Raw genomic sequence first — 17,596 nt, 5'->3', positions numbered from 1 at the left:
CTCAGGGCGTGTACCAGATGGGCGACGTGTAGGCGCGCTCCGTCATCGTCATCGTAGTTCCTTCCAGCGGTTTCGTGCCGAAACGCTTGGCGTCATAGGCAGTCCAGCGCGGTGTCGGAATCTCTATCACGCGGCCATAATAGAAGGCCTTTTGCGTCGGATCGAAATCCGGGTCAGTCCAGACCGCAATCAGTTCCGGTGCACCGATCGTGTTGGTCCAGGTCGCGTTCCCGACGTCGACAGTGCTGCCAACCGATGGCAGCTTGCCGTCGGCATCGGGTTTGCGGTCGCCACCCCATGCCACATTATAGACGTGCTCATGGGTTTCACCCTTGTCATCAAGCCATCCCTTGACGATCTGATACCGGTCGAGATTGGCCCCTATGGGGTCTTTCAAGGCTGCGACGAGAAAGCTGGGCGCCTTATTCTCCGGGGCCGGCCCGAGATCGCCTCCCATCGGCACACCCTTGCCATAACCGATGGCGCCCGGATTGCGGTTTGAAGCGTCTGCCGGCTCGAAATCAAAACCGCCGAAGAAACGAACCATCATGCGCGACCCGGTGGTGGCGTAGGTCTCCTTACGCTGCATCGCGTCCCAGATCGCTTCACGAGTGTTGTCGGCTGCCCATACGGCGGCATAGCCGGAGGCACTCACCTGCCAATCCATGACCTTGATATTGGTCTGCGGATTACTGACGAAAGTGGCCGTAAGCCGCTCGGGGCTCGGTTCCTGCGGCGTTGTCTTGCCGAAGAAATTGTCTTCTTCCATCGCGGCAAGCCCGGTATGGGCGTCGGAACTGCCGATCATGCCGAACTTGTAGGGGTTGGTGCCAAGTTCGGCCTCGAGCTTGAGACCGTTCCGAAGCGCCGACCGTGCATATTCGAACTCGATCATCTCCGGCTTCTTGGCCACGCTCGCGTCCAGATTGCCAAAATCCCAGGTCTCGAAATCGGCAAACTCGTCATTGGGGGAAAGCCTGGGATGGGTTTCCCCATCGCCCTTTGTCTGGGTCGCTTCGTAGAGGCGCTCCCACCTTGCGCGCTCTTCCACATATTCCTTGTCCACCGGCTTGCCGGTGAAGGATTCGATCATCGGAAACATGATGCCGTTGGAGAGGTTGCCGTTATGGGCAATGGCGAGCACGCTCCCTCCCGTTTTGTCCTCATAGGCCTGCATCCATTTCCAGAGGTCGCGCGGGTTGTCGCTGCCGAGCGGTTTCATCGTCGTGTAAGGCACGATCTGCTCGGCCTTATCGCCATTGTCGCGCAAGATCACATTGCGGTGCAGGTTGTTGCCGCCCGTGTTCGAAGTCCACTCATAACCAATGAGGGCCGTGAACCGGCCTGGATCGTTGTATTCTTCCGCCGCCTTGACCGTATCCTGCCATGCCGACTTGTAGGGCCGCGTTTCGGGACCATAGATCATGCTCTTCGGCAGCGTCCCGGCGCTGAAACTCATGATGATCTGCAGTGCAGCCTCTCCTCCCCGCCCGGATTTGATCATATCGTACCAGGTCTTGGCCTGCGGATCGGAAAGCACCTCGGCCTTGCCGGCAAACAGGTCCGGAAACATGCCCATATTGTCGGAATGGTCAGCTACAACCAGGAAGTCGAGCGGCCGCGACAGCCTGGCCGGCTCTCCGCCAGATGCAATGATCTGCTCACCTCGCGCAAAGCGATAGGCATCGCGCGGCGTCAATCGCGCGCCGAATGCGCCAGCGTCGAAGGATGCAGCCGTGTGCAGATGGGTATCTCCGAACAGGGGGCGGGTCGGGAAACTGCGATCGGCATAGGGTGAGTAAGGCCTTTTGTCGGGGAAGACCTTCTCCGCCTTCGCCTGATCGAGGGTGCCGACGTCGCTGCGGGCATCCACCGCAAGAGCGGGCAGGCCAAGACAGGAGCACGCGACAGCGGTCAAGAGAACCCTGATCGTTGATATTTCCACCATGTCTTCCTCCATTGCCACACAGGACTTAGTAATTTTATCATAAAATAATCGTGATTAAATCACCTAGTCGAATATTGTTTCCTCACAATACTATTATTTAGATAAAACGATCTATTTTTATAAAGTAAATTCATAGAAAACCGTCCGGAAAGTGAAAATGCTGCACAGCAGACTTCCGAAACTGCTTTTCCTGCCGTCAACGCGAAAGCCGGGAACGCTTCCTTTCGAAACAGCGTCGAGGAGACGCTCGATCTCTTGGTTTCGCGCAAACCATCCCGCATCAGTCGACATAGACGACGACATAACGCCCACCATAGGATTGATAGTACGCTCCACCGCAAGACCACATGGAAACGCCGTTGATAACGACGTTTGAGCAACCTCTTGGCAGCGTCGCAACATAGATGGTGGAGCGACGCACGACGCGACGTGTTGTTCGGCGCGCCACGCCCGCAACGCTGCCGGGCGTGGCCGGCCTGCCCACTCTCGCCTGTGCATCGGAGACCACGAAATCCGCTGGGATTACGGCGCCGTTCGTCCAGTAATCCGCCGTCACCAGGCCGCAGATGAGTGTTGCCACCGACAGGCACCGACCTACCGATTTCATTGCGCATCCTCCAGAGTGATATCGCCGATGACATCGGAACCGATCTGCTCGATTTTCTTCGCACCAGCGGGCGGAGAGAACGTGAATATCGACTCGTCGAGTTTGGGCTCGACATTCCAGTTGGTCAGCCGCACCGAGTATTGCGGCGCTCCGGTCACCCATTTGGAGGTGATCACATATTTGACCGGCACCGGCTGCTCGCCTTTGCGTATCCAGATCTGCCAATCGACTATTTCCGTGCGGAAAGCGAGATGGTCGCATTCCACGCCACCAACAAAAGCCGTGCCGACGAAGTTTCCTTCATCGACTGTTTCGGTGAGGACTGCGTAGGGATCAGCCGACAGCAGATCGGCACCCGCGGCGTCCAGGCCTGTCGACATGCGGAATTCCTCAAGTCCCGTATCGATGGTCGTTCCTGGATTTTCCATCTGGGCGAATATGTTGAGCCCGCGGCCGTAGAGAAAAATGAGCTTTCCATTCAGCGTTGCTTCAACGTCGGCATAAGGACCTTTCCGCGTTACATGCAGCTTGTCGGGCCGCGATGCCATCACCGCACCCGAGGCGCTGTACTGCAGCTTCTGCCCCCATCGATCAATGATCTCCTGGTCGGTATCGTAGTCGAAGCTCAGCGTCTTCAACCCGCTGAGATAAGACGACATCGCGCGCAACAGTCTGTCGGCATCCTCGTCGATCGCGCTTTGGCTCGACGCCTGGGAACAGGACAGCCCCAAGGCAAGCAACGTTGCAAGAACAAGAAGATGAGGCCTTGCATGGTTTCGCCCATTCGAACGACCGCAACATATCCGGGTGTCCCTCATGACTTCCTCGCCTGAAACAGGCTTTTCTATGCGGCTATTCTTTCCCAGAAAAATCGCGGCACCAATTCCCTACAAATTTATCGGCGATATCGCAATGTATCATACAGGTTCATCTTGATGTATTATACGCAAATTAGCTGTTTTTTCGTGTAAAAATCAATTGATACCGACAAAAATCATCATTAGTATTTAAACATTCGCGCTTCGCAATTAAGATAAGTAGCTTACCCGGGGAGATCACCGCGAACAAAGGAGATAAGCTTGCCAAACTACTTTGTATTCGGAATATCTCTCGCTTGCTATCTGATGGCTGGCACGGCGGGCCGAGCGGCCGACGTCACGCCGCTCCTGGCGCAGGATCCCAACATGGTCGAGGCGCAGGATGGCTGGACGTTCACTTTCGCACCTTATTTCTGGGGCACGAGTATTTCCGGCGACACTGCACAGTTCAGCCTGCCAAGCGTTCATATCGACGCCGATTTTGGCGACATCCTCGATCATCTTGATTTCGCCGCCATGGCGGCGGGTGAAGCGCGATACGATCGCTTCAGCATTATTGGAGATATCGAATACGCGACGCTCTCTGTGGGGGCGTCAACTCCGTTGGGCATATTGGCTTCGGACGTCGAGGTTGCGACGGAGATGTTTACCGGATTGGTGGGCGCGGGTTATTCCGTTCTGGCGGATTCATCCGGTTATCTCGACATTGTGGCCGGTATCAAGGTATGGTCCGTCGATACCACGATTTCGTTTAGTGGCGGCCTCCTTGACGGCGTGGAGCGCAGTGATAGCGCAACCTGGGTGGATGGACTGGCCGGCATTCGCGGACGCTATTCGATAACGCCAGAAGTCTACATAACCGGCTGGGGCCTTGTTGGAGGGGGCGGAGCCGATCTCGATTGGGACGTCGCATTGGCCCTCGGCTACAATTTCAACGAGAGACTCTCGGTGATCGCCGGATATCGGGCGGCAGGTGTGGACTATAGCGATGACGGGTTCGTTTTCGACGTCGTCCAGCAGGGCCCCATCTTGAGCCTCGCCTTGCGGTTCTAGGGCAATTCCAGCAGGAGGCCGGCAAGTTGCGCCCCAGCGTCTTGATGAGCCCCACCACCTCCGCCTCGTTCGTCAGGCTGCAGAGGACGTATTTGCCGCGCCGTCTCAACGAGGCGCGCGCGCCGAAGGATCTGGCACTCGCCCTCGTCTGGCTGGTATGGAGGAACCATAGTGTAGCGAGAGCCGCCATCGCGGGGGAATGAAACAACAGTAGAGCGATCAAGCGAACTGTTGGCCTTCGGTCGACCAACAAGGGCCTGGCTTGCTTTGCCTGGCCCGAGGGGCATTTGCGCCCCTCTCCGTGCTGCGGATTGCGGTCTTCGATCAAGCTTTGCCGGGCCTGTTGATCGTCAGGAAGTGCCTAACCACCGGCTTCTCCGGGCCTGTATGATAGGCCAGTACCTTGCCTTGCAGGTCTGCATCTGCATTGGAGACCCGTTTGTGCTGACGAAGATGCTCCGCCCAAGATTCCACCATGAACCATTCGACCATTCTTTCCGGATCAGCAGAGTCCTCGGTCACGCCCCAGCCATACGCTCCGTCGCGCCGACGTTCCTGGGAGAGTTCGTCTAATGCATGCAGGAAAGCGGTGCGGTGATGCTTTTCGACACGGTACTCGATGAGTATCAGGACCGGGCCGCGGTCATGGGCCACCGGTTCTGCCACGAGCGGCTCGGGCCAATGATTTGACGGTACCATATCCGCGTCGCCTGCAGGCAGTTTCAGGCGATGCATGATGAAACCTGCGGCGAGCAACCCGGCGGCGCCGATCAGCAAGGTACCCGGTACGCCTGCCGCTTCGCCGACGGCGCCCCAGCCGATGCTGCCGGCCGTCATCGCGCCATTGAAAACAGTCAGGTAGACGGCAAGACCACGGCCGCGCACCCAGTTTGGCAACACAGCCTGAGCTGTACCGTTGAGTGTAGTCAGCGCGGTAATCCAGGCGCCGCCGAGGAACAGCAAGACGACAATGGCAAACCATTTTGGCGGGGCAAACGACAAGGCTCCCATTACAAGGGCGGTGACGACAGCCGCACCCAGAAGCAAACCATCTGCATCGAAACGTTCACGCAGCTTCGGCATGACCAATGCACCGCCGATAGCCCCTGCCCCGACCGAACCAAGCAGGATGCCATAGAAGCTCGCATCTCCGCCGAGCAATTGACGCGCGACGAGTGGCAGGAGTGCCCAGACAGCACTCGCAAACGCGAAGAAGATGGCAGCACGCAGCAGGACGACATGCAGCGGACGGCTGGCCCGGGTGTAGCGAAGGCCGGCCCGGAAGGCCCCGAAGAAGCCTTCTGCGAGTGCATCGTTGGCGTTCTTGGCACGCGGCCACCAGATCAGCGCCGCAATAACGACGATATAGCTGGCAACGTCCGCGCCGTAGGTGAGGGCCGCGCCGAAGGCAGCAAGTAGTAAACCACCAGCCGCCGGGCCGATCGATCGGGCGATGTTGATGCCGAGCGAGTTGAGTGCGACGGCGCTTTTGACATCCTCGCGTTTGACCAGTTCAGGCACGATTGCCTGCCAGGTCGGCCCCATCAGTGCAGCGCCGATGCCCCCGAGGAAAGTCAGTCCAATCAGGGCGCTGACGGAAAGCATTCCCGTATGCGCCAGAACCATCAGACTGATGCTGACGGACGCAAGCAGAAGCTGGACCGCGATCAGGAATTTGCGGCGATCGAGGATATCGGTCAGCACCCCGGCCGGGATGGCGAGCAGGAAGATCGGCAGCGTCCCTGCAGCCTGAACCATGGCGACGGCTGCCGGCGAAGCGGACAGGTCCGTCATCAGCCACGCGCTCGCGACATCGCGCATGAAACTGCCGGTATTGCCGAGAACCGTGGCGGCCCAGAGGACTGCGAAGACCGGCTGCGCAAGGGGAGCGAAGCTGCTCGCTGGCGTTTTTGCGGTGCTCATTTGCCTTCTCCCTTCGTTAGATCGATTGCGGCAACAATGACGAATGCACCGGCGAGGCCCAGATGTTCAAAGAAAGCGTTGGTCGCCATCATGCGGTCCATGCCGGGCGGAAGCTCCCAGAAACGAAGGGCAATGAGCGTCGCCAGGAGAGTGAAACCAGCGAGCCCCAGAGCGCCAACCCAGCGCAGGAAGCCGGAGACCACCATCGCGGAGGCCGTGAGCTCAAATACGATGACAACAACAGCAAATGCGGCTGCCGGATGAAGGCCGAAATGCTCCATCTCGGCCAGTGCTCCGTTGAAATCGAAGATCTTGGTGAGCGGCCCTTGGATGTAGGCGGCGCAGAGTGCAAGAAGTGCTGCAGTCCGAGTGACGGGCGCCGCGACGATTTCTGCAAGAAATGTCTTGCGGCGCGCTGTGGAAGGACACTGATCAGTCATTGTTGGCTCCGACAATCTTGGCCGCTGTAAGGGCGGCGCTGCGTTTTCTGATGGAGCGATATTGGCGGGAACCATTCACGCCAACAATTGCATCAATTGTTTTGATTTAATTGCGCTTTTCGCAATAGATAGGATGTAGGCGTGAAACCGGATGGGGACTGATAGACGCTGCCCATCCGGTGTCGTCGTTAATGACCAGCCGAACTCAAACTGCCCAGCATGAGCAGCCGAGTGCGCCGAAGAAGCCCTTGAGGTCCGCGATCGGCAGCTTGGACGTCCAGGCGCCGGCATGATCGTGACCATGAACGCCGCAATTGCTGGCGCAACTGCACGACGCGATGGCAGTCCGGCGCAGCGAATTGCGGCCAGCGCCTTCCGGCTCGCCCCAGGCCGCATATCCGCCGAACTTGCGCACCGGCGACCAGTCCGGCATGGCAGGCGGCAGGTCGTTCTCGTCGAGCGCCTTGAAGTCGCCGGCACCATAAACGATCCGGCCGCCGACCATGGTGAGTTCCGAAGTCAGGAAGGAGATCTCGTCCTCGGCGCAGGAGAAGAAGTCCTTATCCGGCACGATCAGGTCAGCGAACTGGCCCTTTTCGATACGGCCCTTCTTGCCTTCCTCGTTGGAGAACCAGGTGACCTTTTCCGTCCACATCCTGAGCGCCGTCTCGCGGTCGAGGCAATTGGCGCGCGGGTAGAGCTGCATGCCGCCGACGGTCTTGCCGGTGATCATCCACGACAGCGACACCCACGGATTGTAGGAGGCGACGCGGGTCGCATCGGTGCCGGCGGAGACCTTCACGCCCTTCTCCAGCATACGCGCGATCGGGGGTGTCGCTTCCGCCACGCCATGGCCATAACGCTCGACGAAATATTCGCCCTGATAGGCCATGCGATGCTGGGTGGCGATACCGCCGCCAAGCGCCGCAATACGATCGATCGAACGCTCGGAGATGGTTTCAGCATGGTCGAAGAACCAGTTCAGTCCTTCGAGCGGAATGTCCTTGTTGACCTTCTCGAAGACGTGGAGGGCGCGGGAGATGGTCTCGTCATAGGTGGCATGCAGGCGCCAGGGCCAGCGGTTTTCGGCAAGCACGCGGACGACTTCTTCCAGCTCGCCTTCCATCTCCGGCGGCATGTCGGGACGCGGCTGACGGAAGTCCTCGAAGTCGGCCGCGGAAAAGACCAGCATCTCACCGGCGCCATTATGCCGGAAATAGTCGGTGCCCTGCTTGTATTTGACCGAGCTCGTCCAGTTGAGGAAGTCCTCTTTCTCCTGCTTGGGCTTCTGGGTAAAAAGGTTGTAGGCAAGCCGAACCGTCATCTGACCGTCGTCAGCGAGCTTCCGGATCACCTCGTAATCGTCCGGATAGTTCTGGAAACCGCCGCCGGCATCGATGACGCCGGTCACACCCAACCGGTTGAGTTCACGCATGAAGTGTCGGGTGGAATTGACCTGATAGTCAAAGGGTAGCTTGGGTCCCTTGGCAAGCGTCGAATAGAGGATGCCAGCATTCGGCTTTGCCAGCAGCATGCCCGTCGGATTCCCGTTGGCATCACGGGTGATCTCGCCGCCCGGCGGATTCGGTGTGTCGCGGGTATATCCGACGGCTCTCAGAGCAGCGCCGTTTAAAAGTGCGCGGTCGTAGAGATGCAGGAGAAAGACCGGCGTATCTGGCGCGATCGCATTAATCTCCTCGACGGTCGGCAGGCGTTTTTCGACGAACTGGTGTTCGCTAAAACCGCCGACGACGCGCACCCATTGCGGCGCGGGCGTATTCGCCACCTGGCGTTTGAGCATATCCATGGCATCGGCAAGCGAGCGTACGCCGTCCCAGCGGAGTTCCATATTGTAGTTCAGGCCGCCACGGACGACGTGGGTGTGGTTGTCGATCAGGCCGGGCAGGACACGCTTGCCTTTGAGGTCAACAATCTTCGTGTCGGATCCGGCTAGAGCCATGATCTCGCTATCGGAGCCGACCTCCAGAAACAGTCCGTCCTTGATGGCGACCGCGGTCGCGTTCGGGTTCGTGCGGTCAAGGGTCGTGAAGCGGCCGTTGTGCAGGATCAGGTCGGGATGCATGGTGTCTACTCCAGTCTGGTTGGGATCGGCGGCTTTCGCCGTTGAGAAGAGGTTCGAAAACGCCAAACTCGACGCCCCTCCGAGAAAAGTTCGACGTGTCGCCATCAGCTCCGCTCCTCTACCCGGGCATCCGCGCGGTGAGCAACATCAATACGGTCGCGACCCTTGGGAAGGTGACCAAACATGTGCGGCTTGATCTGGTGGAGCCACGAGACGGCGGCGGGCTCCTTGCTCCAGAGCGTCTTTGCAAGCGGGAGGATCTGCTCGCCAACGAGAATGCCGAGGAGACCCACGAGAGCGATGACCGGTGGTGCAGGCGAGCGGACGTTTAAGAGGCTATAGACGATGCCGACAAGCAGGCCTGCACCGAGAGAGAAGAAATAGACTTTCATGGGATATCCTCCACGATTACGGAAAGACCGCTCCGACGGGATTATCGGAGCGGTCTGCTCGGGTCCTTATTTGGCGGGGTTCGGGCCGATGCGCTTGCCGTGCTTGACGCGTTCTTCCGCGCCGTGAACCATGGTGTAGGCGTAATCGATGCCCATGCCGTAGGCGCCCGAATGCTCCTTCACCAAGGTGGTAACGGCATCGTAGGTTTCCTTGCGGGCCCAGTCGCGCTGCCATTCGAGCAGGACCTGCTGCCAGGTGACAGGGATGACGCCGGCCTGCACCATGCGATCCATCGCGTATTTGTGGGCGTCGAGCGAGGTGCCGCCTGAAGCGTCGGCGACCATGTAGATTTCGTAATCCGGGACATCGTGGAGAGCGGAAAGCGCGAAGGTCGTATTGCAGACTTCCGTCCACAGGCCAGAAACGACGATCTTCTTACGGCCGTCAGCGGCATTCTTCGCCAGCGCATCGCGGACGTTCTGGTCGTCCCAGGAGTTCATCGAGGTACGTTCGAGAATGTCGTTCTCCGGGTAGACCGCCAGCAGTTCCGGAAAGGTGTTACCGGAGAAGCTTTCGGTCTCGACCGTGGTGATCGTCGTCGGAACGTTGAAGATCCTGGCGGCCTTGGCGAGGCCGACGACGTTGTTCTTCAACGTCTGGCGGTCGATCGACTGAACACCAAAAGCCATCTGCGGCTGCTGGTCGATGAAGATGAGCTGGCTGTTGGCCGGGGTGAGGACTTCGAGCTTCGACATTGTGGTTCTCCTTTTTGATGTGTGGTGCCGATCAGCGGCGGTTGGATTTGAGATGCCTTCGGCGGTCGGCTGCCTGCGCCAGGCAGCCGTGTCGAAAGGTAAAGTTCTGTCTTGATGAGGTTCGAAACCTCGATCTTACGCCGCAATCGGAACGAGGCTAGCTTCGATCTGAGCGCGGAAACTTTCGTAGCGGCTCGGCAGCTTGAGTGCCTCGCCAAGATGCGCGGTATCCTCGTCCCGGTCGAAACCGGGTTCGTTGGTGGCGATCTCGAACAGGATGCCGCCCGGCGTGCGGAAGTAGATTGCCCAGAAATAATCGCGATCGATGACCGGGGTCACCTGGTAACCGGTATCCATCAGCGCCTTCCTCACCTCGAGTTGCTTCTCGCGGGTTTCGACGGCGAAAGCGATATGGTGGACAGAGCCGGCACCCTGGCGGGCAAACGGCGTGTTCGGAAGCGCGGCAAGGTCGATCCTGTCTGCCCCGTTGCCTCCGGGAATAATGAAGCGGGTGACGTTGCCCTCGGCCTCAGTTCGTGCATAGCCCATGAAGCGAAGAAGTTCTTCGGTCGCAGCCGTATCGTGCAGGTTGAAGCGGGCACCCGTGAAGCCGCGAATGGCAACCTCTTCCGAAATACCCTCCCCGACCCAGGCCGGTCGGGTGTCATCAGCGGTCTCAACGAGAGCGAAACCATCACCATCAGGACCGATGAAGCGCAGGCGATTGGCGCCGAACACGGTATCTGCCTCGACCCCGCCGACGCCTTGGGCGGCAAAGCGCTCGCTCCAGAAAGAAAGCGACCCTTTGGGAACGGAAAACTGGGTTTCGCCGACTTCGCCGACGCCCGGGCGACCCGGCATCATGTTGGGAAAGGGGAAATAGGTCATGACGGTGCCGGGCGTGCCCTTTTCGTCACCATAATAGAGATGGTAGACGCTCGGCTCGTCGAAGTTGACGGTTTTCTTCACCCGCCGAAGGCCGAGAGTATCGGTGAAGAACCTGTTGTTCTGCTGTGCATCTGACGCCATCGAAGTGATGTGATGCAGTCCCTTGATGTCCTTGATCATGGCCCGTGCCTTTCTGCGCTGCCGATCTCCGTTTCGTTGGACAAAGGAGTAACCGGATTGATTGCGTCGCGGAATTGCAATATTCCTGTCGAATGAATTTCCATTTTTGCAATAATCGATATGAACGACTATAAAGTCCTGAAAACCTTTTTGCTGGCCGCCGAGAAGCGCAATTTTGCGCAGGTCGCCCGCGAACTCGACATGACCCCGGCCGCCGTGACGAGAGCAATCGCAGCCCTGGAGGACGATCTTGGTGTCCAGCTGTTCGTTCGCACGACGCGCCAGGTATCGCTGACGACCGATGGGGCTGTTTTTGCCGCGCAGATCCAGCCGGCGGTCGAGGCACTTGAAACCGCCCGCAAGGACGTCCGCAATGCCCATAAGGCCGACCAGGGCCGTCTGCGGATCAGCGCTCCGACCTGGTTCGGCAAGGCAGTGCTGCCGCCAATCCTTTCCGGCTTTCGGCAGCTTTATCCGAAGATGAGCTTCGAGATCTCGCTGTCAGACGGGTTCGTAAACATCGTTGATGACGATTACGATCTGGCAATCCGCATCTCGTCCCAACCATCGGACAAATTCACGATCTGGCGAAAGATCCGCGTCGTGCCGCGCATTCTCGTCGCGGCACCTGGAAGCCGGTTCGTCGATATGCAGCATCCGAGCGAGCTGACACCCGACGATTGCCTTGCCTATAGCTGCGAGAGCCGCCGGGAAAACTGGGTGCTGTCGGATGGTGGATCGAGTATGACAATCTCGGCCGGTCGGGCGTTCAGCGCCAACAATGGCGAAATTCTTGCTGACATGGCCGCCGATGGCGCCGGTGTTGCCATGCTGCCGGGATTTCACATCGCGGAACATTTGAGAACGGGACGGCTGGTCCACGTGATGCGCGGCTGGGCGCCGCCGGATCTGTGGCTGACGCTTTACTATCCACCCTATCAGGCACTACCGCCCCGTATCGCCTCGTTTTCGAAATTCTTCGAGGAGCAGGTCGCGGCTCATATGGTGATGCTCGGCTGAGCAATCGCATGCGCTAAGCCGGCGGACCGAACGCTCGCCAGCACCACGTCCGATGCGGTAGCGCGCTGGCGGCTGGCGGTTCGAGATGGCCGCGGCGGTATTCCGCCGCGGCCAGACCTTTGCGTCATGCTTTGACGAAGGCCAACAGGTCCGGATTGATCACGTCGGCGTGCGTGGTCAGCATCCCGTGCGGAAAACCCTTGTAGATTTTCAGAGTGCTGTTCTTGATGAGCTTGGCTTGAAGCTCCACGGCTGCCTTGTAAGGCACGACCTGGTCGTCATCACCCTGGGTCACCAGCGTGGGGACGGTAATCGCCTTCAGGTCTTCGGTCTGGTCGGTCTCAGAGAAGGCCTTGATCCCCTCATAATGGGCCTTGGCGCTGCCCATCATGCCCTGGCGCCACCAGTTGTTGATCACCCCTTGCGAGATCTTTGCGCCCTCCCGGTTGAAGCCATAGAACGGGCCGGCGGCAACATCGATGTAGAACTGGGCACGATTGGTGGCGAGTGCTGCGCGAAAACCATTGAACACTTCGATCGGTGTGCCGTCAGGATTGGCAGCCGTCTTCAGCATCAGGGGCGGAACGGCGCTGACAAGAACCGCCTTGGCAACGCGCCCCTGCGGCTGGCCATGCCGGGCGACATAGCGCGCAACCTCGCCGCCGCCGGTCGAATGGCCGATATGCACGGCATTGCGAAGGTCGAGATGCTCGAAAACGGCTGCCGCATCAGCGGCGTAGTGGTCCATGTCATGACCGTCGCTGACCTGGGCCGAGCGGCCATGGCCGCGGCGGTCATGGGCCACGACACGGTAGCCCTGGTTGACGAAGAACAGCATCTGGGCATCCCAGTCGTCGGACGACAGGGGCCAGCCATGGTGAAAAACGATCGGCTGCGCGTCCTTCGGACCCCAGTCCTTGTAAAAGATTTCAACGCCGTCCTTGGTGGTCACGAAATTATGGGTCATGGGTTCAATTCCTTCTGGGTTGGGGGAGGTCTTCTTTTCCGAAGCCAGGGCTGGCATGGCCAAAGCCAGAGAAAGGGTGGTGCCGGTCAGCAGGGCCTGCCGGCGGGAGAGAGAAAATTCATATGTCATCGGTCTGTCCGATACTCTCGATCCGGCTCGATGCTGGCCGGCGCGGCTCCTTGAAAGGCTCGAAGAGGTCAATTGGCGTCGCGAGTGCTTTCGAACAGGAACCAGGCGCGGCGCTCGGCCTCGTCCACCCAGTTTTCAATCAGGCTCGCTGTGGCGATGTCGCCATGTTCATCGCAAAGTTCGTGTGTCTCCTTCAGCAGCGAGACCAGCATGAGATTGTCATTGCGAAGTTCAGCCAACATGTCCTTGGGCGTGACGAAGGGAGCATCATTGTCGAGGAGTCGCTGTACCCGGGAAATATGACCGATCGAACGGATCGTCGTGCCGCCGATCTTGCGAGCCCGCTCGGCGACGTCGTCGGTCATCGCAAAGATCTGCTCACCCTGCTCATCGAGCATCAGGTGATAGTCGCGGAAATGCGGCCCACTCATATGCCAATGAAAATTCTTGGTTTTGAGATAGAGCGCAAAGACATCCGCCAGCAGCGCGGTCAATGCACCGGCGATATCCGTTGTTGCATTAGAGCTCAGAGTTGTCGGCGTTGCGAGCGGTGACTCGCGGTGTTTCTCAGTAAGCGTGCGGTCCATGACTGTCTCCATTGGGGGTGTGCAGGCTGTTGGAGACTTTTTAGACGACGACGCCAGACCACAGTATCCAATGCTTGGCTAGGCGAACCCACACCTTGGTATAGTTTCGCCAGGCGACCGCTGAAGCTACACATGATGCGTCTTCGATCCCCTCCCAAGAAGACAGGCTGGGCACCATGGCCCTGACGGTTCAGGCATCCCCTCCCCTGAACCTCGGATGTCGCGATCCGGTTAAGGCCATCCCAGCCACCTGGGATGGCCTTTCTTTTAAGGACGTATGAGATTGAGTTTGCATGGCAATATTCGACATTGCGTTTGCTTTTTATCGACCGGAATGGCTTGATGGTGCCATTGAAATCCAAGTGGGGGAAAGCATTGCGATCGCTCGCTCTTGTGAACCCGAAACGGCGTCTGCCGGCACGCCATGAGATCGGCATTCTTTCGTTCGCTGTTGTCCTTACAGCGACGGTTTTCTATCTCGACACTTTCACCGACATCCATAGCGCGCTGGCGACCCTCTATGTCATCACGTTGCTTCTGTCGGCAGAAACCCTGACGGAAAAGGGAACGCTGCTGCTGACGGCGATGTGCATCGGCCTGGCAGCATTCTCCTATGCAGTTGCCCATGGGCTGCAAGCCGACCTCGCCGCAACACTGCGTCTGACAGTGGCGGTCGCCGCGATGCTGATCACCTGCGCATTGATCATCCGCAATCAGCGCGCCCGCCTGGACCTGATAAAATTTAACATGGCCCTGCAGAGCAGCGAAGAACGCTACCGAACGATTTTCGAGCAGAGCCGCGTCGCTCTCTGGGAGCGCGACTATTCGCAGGTCCGGGCCATGCTGATGGCGCTCAAGGCCGATGGCGTCGAAGACCTCGGCGCTCATGCCCGGGAGAATCCCGATTTTCTCGAGCAATGTATCGCCCGCATCCCGACAGTCGCCGCCAACGCGGCGGCACTCGAACTGCTCGGCAATGTGAGAGGCGAAAATGCCAGTTCGATGCGCCGCTTCATCGCCCAGAATGATGCGACCTTTCTTGACCTCATCGTGGCAATTTTTAACAATGAAACACATTTTGAGGGCAAGGGCAGCATCATCACCAGCGATGGCGCCCACAAGCATGTGCTGCTGACGGTCGGCTTCCCGGAAGACCCCGCCAATTTCAACCGCGTTATCGTCGGCATGCTCGACGTTACCGAGCGCGAACTGGCCCAGAAGGCACTGTTCGAGGCTCAGGCGGAACTGGCTTTGGCATCGCGCGCGGCAACCGTCGGCGCGCTGTCGGCGTCACTCGCCCACGAACTCAACCAGCCGCTCGCTGCGCTGGTGGTCAACGCCCAGACCCTGTTGCGCTGGCTCGATCGTGACCCGCCGGATCTCGAGGCTGTTGCCCGCTCGGCCGAACGCATCGCGCGCGACAGCCAGCGCGCCAGCGACATCATCCAGAGCACGCGGTCCATGCTCGGCAAGCGGACGCCGGTTCGTGAGCCGGTGTCGCTGGTCGATCTGGTCACCGAGACGCGTGCGCTGATGGAGGGCGAGCTTGCCAGGAACCGGATCATGTTCGAGACCCGCGCGGCATCCAACATATCTCCCGTCAGTGCCGTCCGGATCGAACTGCAACAAGTGTTGATCAACCTTATCACGAATGCCATCCAGGCCATGGGCGAGACGCCGGACGAGCTGCGGCGGATTTCGGTCTCCATCGAACCGGCTGCTGCGGAAAGTGTGGCAGTGCGCATTCATGACAGCGGCCCTGGCCTCAGCGCGGACATCGTCGCGAAATTGTTCAGGCCGTTTCACACCACCAAGGACACCGGCCTCGGCATGGGCCTTGCCATCTGCCGCAGTATGCTGGAAGCCCGTGGCGGCACCCTGACCGCCAGCAATCACGCCGAAGGCGGCGCGCTGTTCGAAATGATCGTACCGATCGAGGCCCTCGATGAATGACGCAAAGAAGTCTGCAAAAGCCCCGGCAAACAACACACCCGTCGTTTACATCGTTGATGACGACCCCTCGATACGCGAAGCGCTGGTCGATCTTTTCCTCTCGACGCGCACGGATGCGACATCCTTTGAAAGCGCGCAGGACCTGCTCGACAATGCCGATCTCAAACGACCGGGCTGTATATTGCTCGATGTGAGATTGCCTGGCGCCAATGGCCTGGATTTCCAGCTTCATCTGGAAAAGCTCGGTAACCAGATGCCGATCATCTTCATGACCGGCCATGGCGACATACCGATGAGCGTGCGCGCGATGAAAGCCGGCGCGGTCGATTTCCTCGCCAAACCGTTCCGGGACCAGGACATTCTCGATGCCGTTGCGGCGGCGTTCCAGAAGGATCGGGAAGTCCGCCTGCAATCTGCGGCCAATGATGCTGTCGCCAAGCTGGCCAGTACATTGACGCCCCGCGAACATGAAGTCATGGCGGCCGTGGTCAAGGGCCTGATGAACAAACAGATCGCCTTCAACCTTGGCATCAGCGAGATCACGGTCAAGCTGCATCGCGGCAATGTGATGCGCAAGATGGAGGCGCGCTCGGTGGCGGATCTGGTGCGCAAGGCCGAGTTGCTGGGGCTTTGAATTCAGAAACCTAGACACTTGTATGGTACAAGGCCCTTTCTGTAAGTCGTATACGATGGGCAGTTGAATTGATGTCGCAAGGCCCAAAAAATTGTCCAGAAAACCAGTCATAGCAATCGTTGACGACGATCAGTCGATCCGCGAAGCCCTTGACGATCTCGTTTTGTCATGCGGCTACAGGAGCCGACTGTTTAGCTCGGCGGAAGCTTTCCTCGCCGATGATGATCGCGCGGCGATCGATTGCATGCTCGTGGATGTCAAAATGCCAGGCCTGAGCGGCATCGAATTGCAGGCGGTGCTGAATTCGCAGAATGCGCCCAAGCCGCCGATGATTTTCATGACGTCCTACCGCGACGAACGAACGCGGGCGGCTGCGATTGACGGCGGCGCTTTTGCCTTTCTCGGCAAGCCAGTCGACTTCGACCAGTTGGTGCGGTGTCTGGAACAGGCGCTGAAGCACTGAAGATACGCCGTCGCTTCTTAACAGGTATCCAATTTGAAAGGGGGTCCGCTCGGCACTCAGAGCGCAGACGAACCAGGCCCTTTTCACTCATTCAATGCTTGCCAGGCCGGAGTGAGCTTGATCCATCGCCCGCCGCAGGTCATCCACCGCGGAAGCGCTGGGAAGGACTTCGCCTTCCAGTTCCTTTGGCATCTGCCATCCCGGGTTGACGCCTTGCATGTTCGGCAATTCGTGAGCGATGCCTTTGTGGCAGTCTATGCAGGTCGCCCTCCCGCTCAGGAGATATCGCGTGTGGATATCCGCGGCGCGTTCGGTCTGCTTCGAAAGGTCCATGGCTATCGAAGAATGGCAGTTGCGGCACTCGAGGCTGTCGTTGGCCTTCAGCCGCGCCCATTCGTGCTGCGCAAGCCGCAGACGTTCGTCGAGGAATTTCTGGCGCGTGTTGATGGTGCCGAAGATCTTGCCCCAGACCTCCTTGGAAGCCTGCATCTTGCGGGCGATCTTGTCGGTCCACTCGTGCGGCACATGGCAATCGGGACAGGAGGCGCGCACGCCGGATCGGTTGGAGAAATGGATCGTCCGGGTCAGTTCCTCGTAGACGTTCGCCTGCATCTCGTGACATCCGGTACAGAACTTCTCCGTATTGGTCAGCTCCAGCGCGGTATTGAACGCGCCCCAGAAGATCACCCCGCCGACGAAACCGCCAAGCGTCAGGAAGGCAAGGCTCAGAGTGCCCGCCGGCGTGCTGAGGATCT

17 protein-coding genes are annotated in these 17,596 nt (G+C 59.0%); 5 read left to right on the top strand and 12 right to left on the bottom strand.

Annotated elements, in window-relative coordinates:
* Position 1 precedes the first annotated feature (1 nt).
* From ABK249_RS32010 to ABK249_RS32000, 3 genes are all read right to left on the bottom strand, one after another.
* Positions 2-1,948 carry a DUF3604 domain-containing protein gene (locus ABK249_RS32010; RefSeq protein ID WP_348864814.1) on the bottom strand — a complete coding sequence of 649 codons (1,947 nt, stop codon included), beginning with the start codon at positions 1,946-1,948 and terminating at the stop codon, positions 2-4.
* A 280-nt stretch (positions 1,949-2,228) separates the two neighbouring features.
* Positions 2,229-2,555, bottom strand: a complete 327-nt coding sequence (locus tag ABK249_RS32005; protein WP_348864813.1) for a hypothetical protein — start codon at positions 2,553-2,555, stop codon at positions 2,229-2,231.
* Positions 2,552-3,286, bottom strand: coding sequence for a DUF2092 domain-containing protein (locus ABK249_RS32000; protein ID WP_280114079.1), 735 nt, complete (start codon positions 3,284-3,286; stop codon positions 2,552-2,554). The genes ABK249_RS32005 and ABK249_RS32000 overlap by 4 nt, the downstream gene beginning before the upstream one ends.
* Before the next feature lie 348 nt (positions 3,287-3,634).
* Between ABK249_RS32000 and ABK249_RS31995 the strand changes: the two genes are divergently transcribed.
* Positions 3,635-4,426 (top strand): hypothetical protein, encoded by a 792-nt coding sequence (locus ABK249_RS31995; RefSeq protein ID WP_415926498.1) that lies wholly within the window; start codon positions 3,635-3,637, stop codon positions 4,424-4,426.
* A 324-nt stretch (positions 4,427-4,750) separates the two neighbouring features.
* Here ABK249_RS31995 and ABK249_RS31990 read toward each other — a convergent pair whose 3' ends face one another.
* The 6 genes from ABK249_RS31990 to ABK249_RS31965 form a co-directional block, all read right to left on the bottom strand.
* Positions 4,751-6,349, bottom strand: coding sequence for an MFS transporter (locus ABK249_RS31990; protein ID WP_348864812.1), 1,599 nt, complete (start codon positions 6,347-6,349; stop codon positions 4,751-4,753).
* The gene (locus tag ABK249_RS31985) at positions 6,346-6,789 is read right to left on the bottom strand and encodes a DoxX family protein (protein WP_227705819.1); all 444 of its coding nucleotides are present in this window, start codon (positions 6,787-6,789) and stop codon (positions 6,346-6,348) included. The genes ABK249_RS31990 and ABK249_RS31985 overlap by 4 nt, the downstream gene beginning before the upstream one ends.
* A gap of 205 nt (positions 6,790-6,994) precedes the next feature.
* On the bottom strand, positions 6,995-8,977 hold the full coding sequence (locus tag ABK249_RS31980) for an amidohydrolase (protein ID WP_227705818.1): 1,983 nt from the start codon (positions 8,975-8,977) through the stop codon (positions 6,995-6,997).
* Positions 8,977-9,264, bottom strand: a complete 288-nt coding sequence (locus ABK249_RS31975; RefSeq protein ID WP_037145489.1) for a XapX domain-containing protein — start codon at positions 9,262-9,264, stop codon at positions 8,977-8,979. The genes ABK249_RS31980 and ABK249_RS31975 overlap by 1 nt, the downstream gene beginning before the upstream one ends.
* Positions 9,265-9,330: 66 nt before the next feature.
* Positions 9,331-10,020 carry a hydrolase gene (locus tag ABK249_RS31970; RefSeq protein ID WP_037145487.1) on the bottom strand — a complete coding sequence of 230 codons (690 nt, stop codon included), beginning with the start codon at positions 10,018-10,020 and terminating at the stop codon, positions 9,331-9,333.
* A gap of 135 nt (positions 10,021-10,155) precedes the next feature.
* Positions 10,156-11,088, bottom strand: a complete 933-nt coding sequence (locus ABK249_RS31965) for a VOC family protein (RefSeq protein ID WP_227705817.1) — start codon at positions 11,086-11,088, stop codon at positions 10,156-10,158.
* Positions 11,089-11,208: 120 nt separating this feature from the next.
* Here ABK249_RS31965 and ABK249_RS31960 point away from each other — a divergent pair, with 120 nt between their 5' ends.
* Positions 11,209-12,108: a LysR family transcriptional regulator gene (locus ABK249_RS31960; RefSeq protein ID WP_348864811.1), complete on the top strand. Its 900-nt coding sequence runs from the start codon at positions 11,209-11,211 to the stop codon at positions 12,106-12,108.
* Between the two features lie 124 nt (positions 12,109-12,232).
* Here the strand turns inward: ABK249_RS31960 and ABK249_RS31955 are convergent, their stop codons facing one another.
* Together ABK249_RS31955 and ABK249_RS31950 are read right to left on the bottom strand one after the other, a co-directional pair.
* Positions 12,233-13,204, bottom strand: a complete 972-nt coding sequence (locus ABK249_RS31955; protein WP_348864810.1) for an alpha/beta fold hydrolase — start codon at positions 13,202-13,204, stop codon at positions 12,233-12,235.
* A 68-nt stretch (positions 13,205-13,272) separates the two neighbouring features.
* Complete coding sequence (locus tag ABK249_RS31950) at positions 13,273-13,791, bottom strand: Dps family protein (RefSeq protein WP_348864809.1); 519 nt, start codon at positions 13,789-13,791, stop codon at positions 13,273-13,275.
* A gap of 342 nt (positions 13,792-14,133) precedes the next feature.
* On the opposite strand from ABK249_RS31950, the gene ABK249_RS31945 reads away from it, so the two are divergent.
* The 3 genes from ABK249_RS31945 to ABK249_RS31935 all read left to right on the top strand — a co-directional run bounded on the left by ABK249_RS31945 (position 14,134) and on the right by ABK249_RS31935 (position 16,841).
* Entirely contained in the window at positions 14,134-15,744 is a 1,611-nt protein-coding gene (locus ABK249_RS31945) for a sensor histidine kinase (RefSeq protein ID WP_348864808.1), read from the top strand.
* On the top strand, positions 15,737-16,378 hold the full coding sequence (locus tag ABK249_RS31940; RefSeq protein WP_037145478.1) for a response regulator transcription factor: 642 nt from the start codon (positions 15,737-15,739) through the stop codon (positions 16,376-16,378). Before ABK249_RS31945 ends, ABK249_RS31940 begins: the two co-directional genes overlap by 8 nt.
* Positions 16,379-16,469: 91 nt before the next feature.
* Positions 16,470-16,841, top strand: coding sequence for a response regulator transcription factor (locus ABK249_RS31935; protein ID WP_037145476.1), 372 nt, complete (start codon positions 16,470-16,472; stop codon positions 16,839-16,841).
* An 87-nt stretch (positions 16,842-16,928) separates the two neighbouring features.
* On the opposite strand, the gene ABK249_RS31930 is transcribed toward ABK249_RS31935, so the two are convergent.
* Complete coding sequence (locus ABK249_RS31930) at positions 16,929-17,594, bottom strand: NapC/NirT family cytochrome c (RefSeq protein ID WP_348864807.1); 666 nt, start codon at positions 17,592-17,594, stop codon at positions 16,929-16,931.
* Between the last annotated feature and the right edge of the window lie 2 nt (positions 17,595-17,596).

Source organism: Neorhizobium phenanthreniclasticum (assembly GCF_040066075.1).
Taxonomy (GTDB): Bacteria; Pseudomonadota; Alphaproteobacteria; order Rhizobiales; family Rhizobiaceae; genus Neorhizobium; species Neorhizobium petrolearium.
The sequence above is the reverse complement of the archived record's forward strand: the minus strand, read 5'-3'. Positions and strand labels throughout refer to the sequence as shown.

Bases quoted from the DNA above. Each gene is read 5' to 3' on its own strand.
- ABK249_RS32010 (WP_348864814.1), bottom strand. From the start codon at position 1,948: ATGGTGGAAATATCAACGATCAGGGTTCTCTTGACCGCTGTCGCGTGC.
- ABK249_RS32005 (WP_348864813.1), bottom strand. From the start codon at position 2,555: ATGAAATCGGTAGGTCGGTGCCTGTCGGTGGCAACACTCATCTGCGGC.
- ABK249_RS31990 (WP_348864812.1), bottom strand. From the start codon at position 6,349: ATGAGCACCGCAAAAACGCCAGCGAGCAGCTTCGCTCCCCTTGCGCAG.
- ABK249_RS31985 (WP_227705819.1), bottom strand. From the start codon at position 6,789: ATGACTGATCAGTGTCCTTCCACAGCGCGCCGCAAGACATTTCTTGCA.
- ABK249_RS31980 (WP_227705818.1), bottom strand. From the start codon at position 8,977: ATGGCGACACGTCGAACTTTTCTCGGAGGGGCGTCGAGTTTGGCGTTT.
- ABK249_RS31975 (WP_037145489.1), bottom strand. From the start codon at position 9,264: ATGAAAGTCTATTTCTTCTCTCTCGGTGCAGGCCTGCTTGTCGGCATC.
- ABK249_RS31970 (WP_037145487.1), bottom strand. From the start codon at position 10,020: ATGTCGAAGCTCGAAGTCCTCACCCCGGCCAACAGCCAGCTCATCTTC.
- ABK249_RS31965 (WP_227705817.1), bottom strand. From the start codon at position 11,088: ATGATCAAGGACATCAAGGGACTGCATCACATCACTTCGATGGCGTCA.
- ABK249_RS31960 (WP_348864811.1), top strand. From the start codon at position 11,209: ATGAACGACTATAAAGTCCTGAAAACCTTTTTGCTGGCCGCCGAGAAG.
- ABK249_RS31955 (WP_348864810.1), bottom strand. From the start codon at position 13,204: ATGACATATGAATTTTCTCTCTCCCGCCGGCAGGCCCTGCTGACCGGC.
- ABK249_RS31950 (WP_348864809.1), bottom strand. From the start codon at position 13,791: ATGGACCGCACGCTTACTGAGAAACACCGCGAGTCACCGCTCGCAACG.
- ABK249_RS31945 (WP_348864808.1), top strand. From the start codon at position 14,134: ATGGTGCCATTGAAATCCAAGTGGGGGAAAGCATTGCGATCGCTCGCT.
- ABK249_RS31940 (WP_037145478.1), top strand. From the start codon at position 15,737: ATGAATGACGCAAAGAAGTCTGCAAAAGCCCCGGCAAACAACACACCC.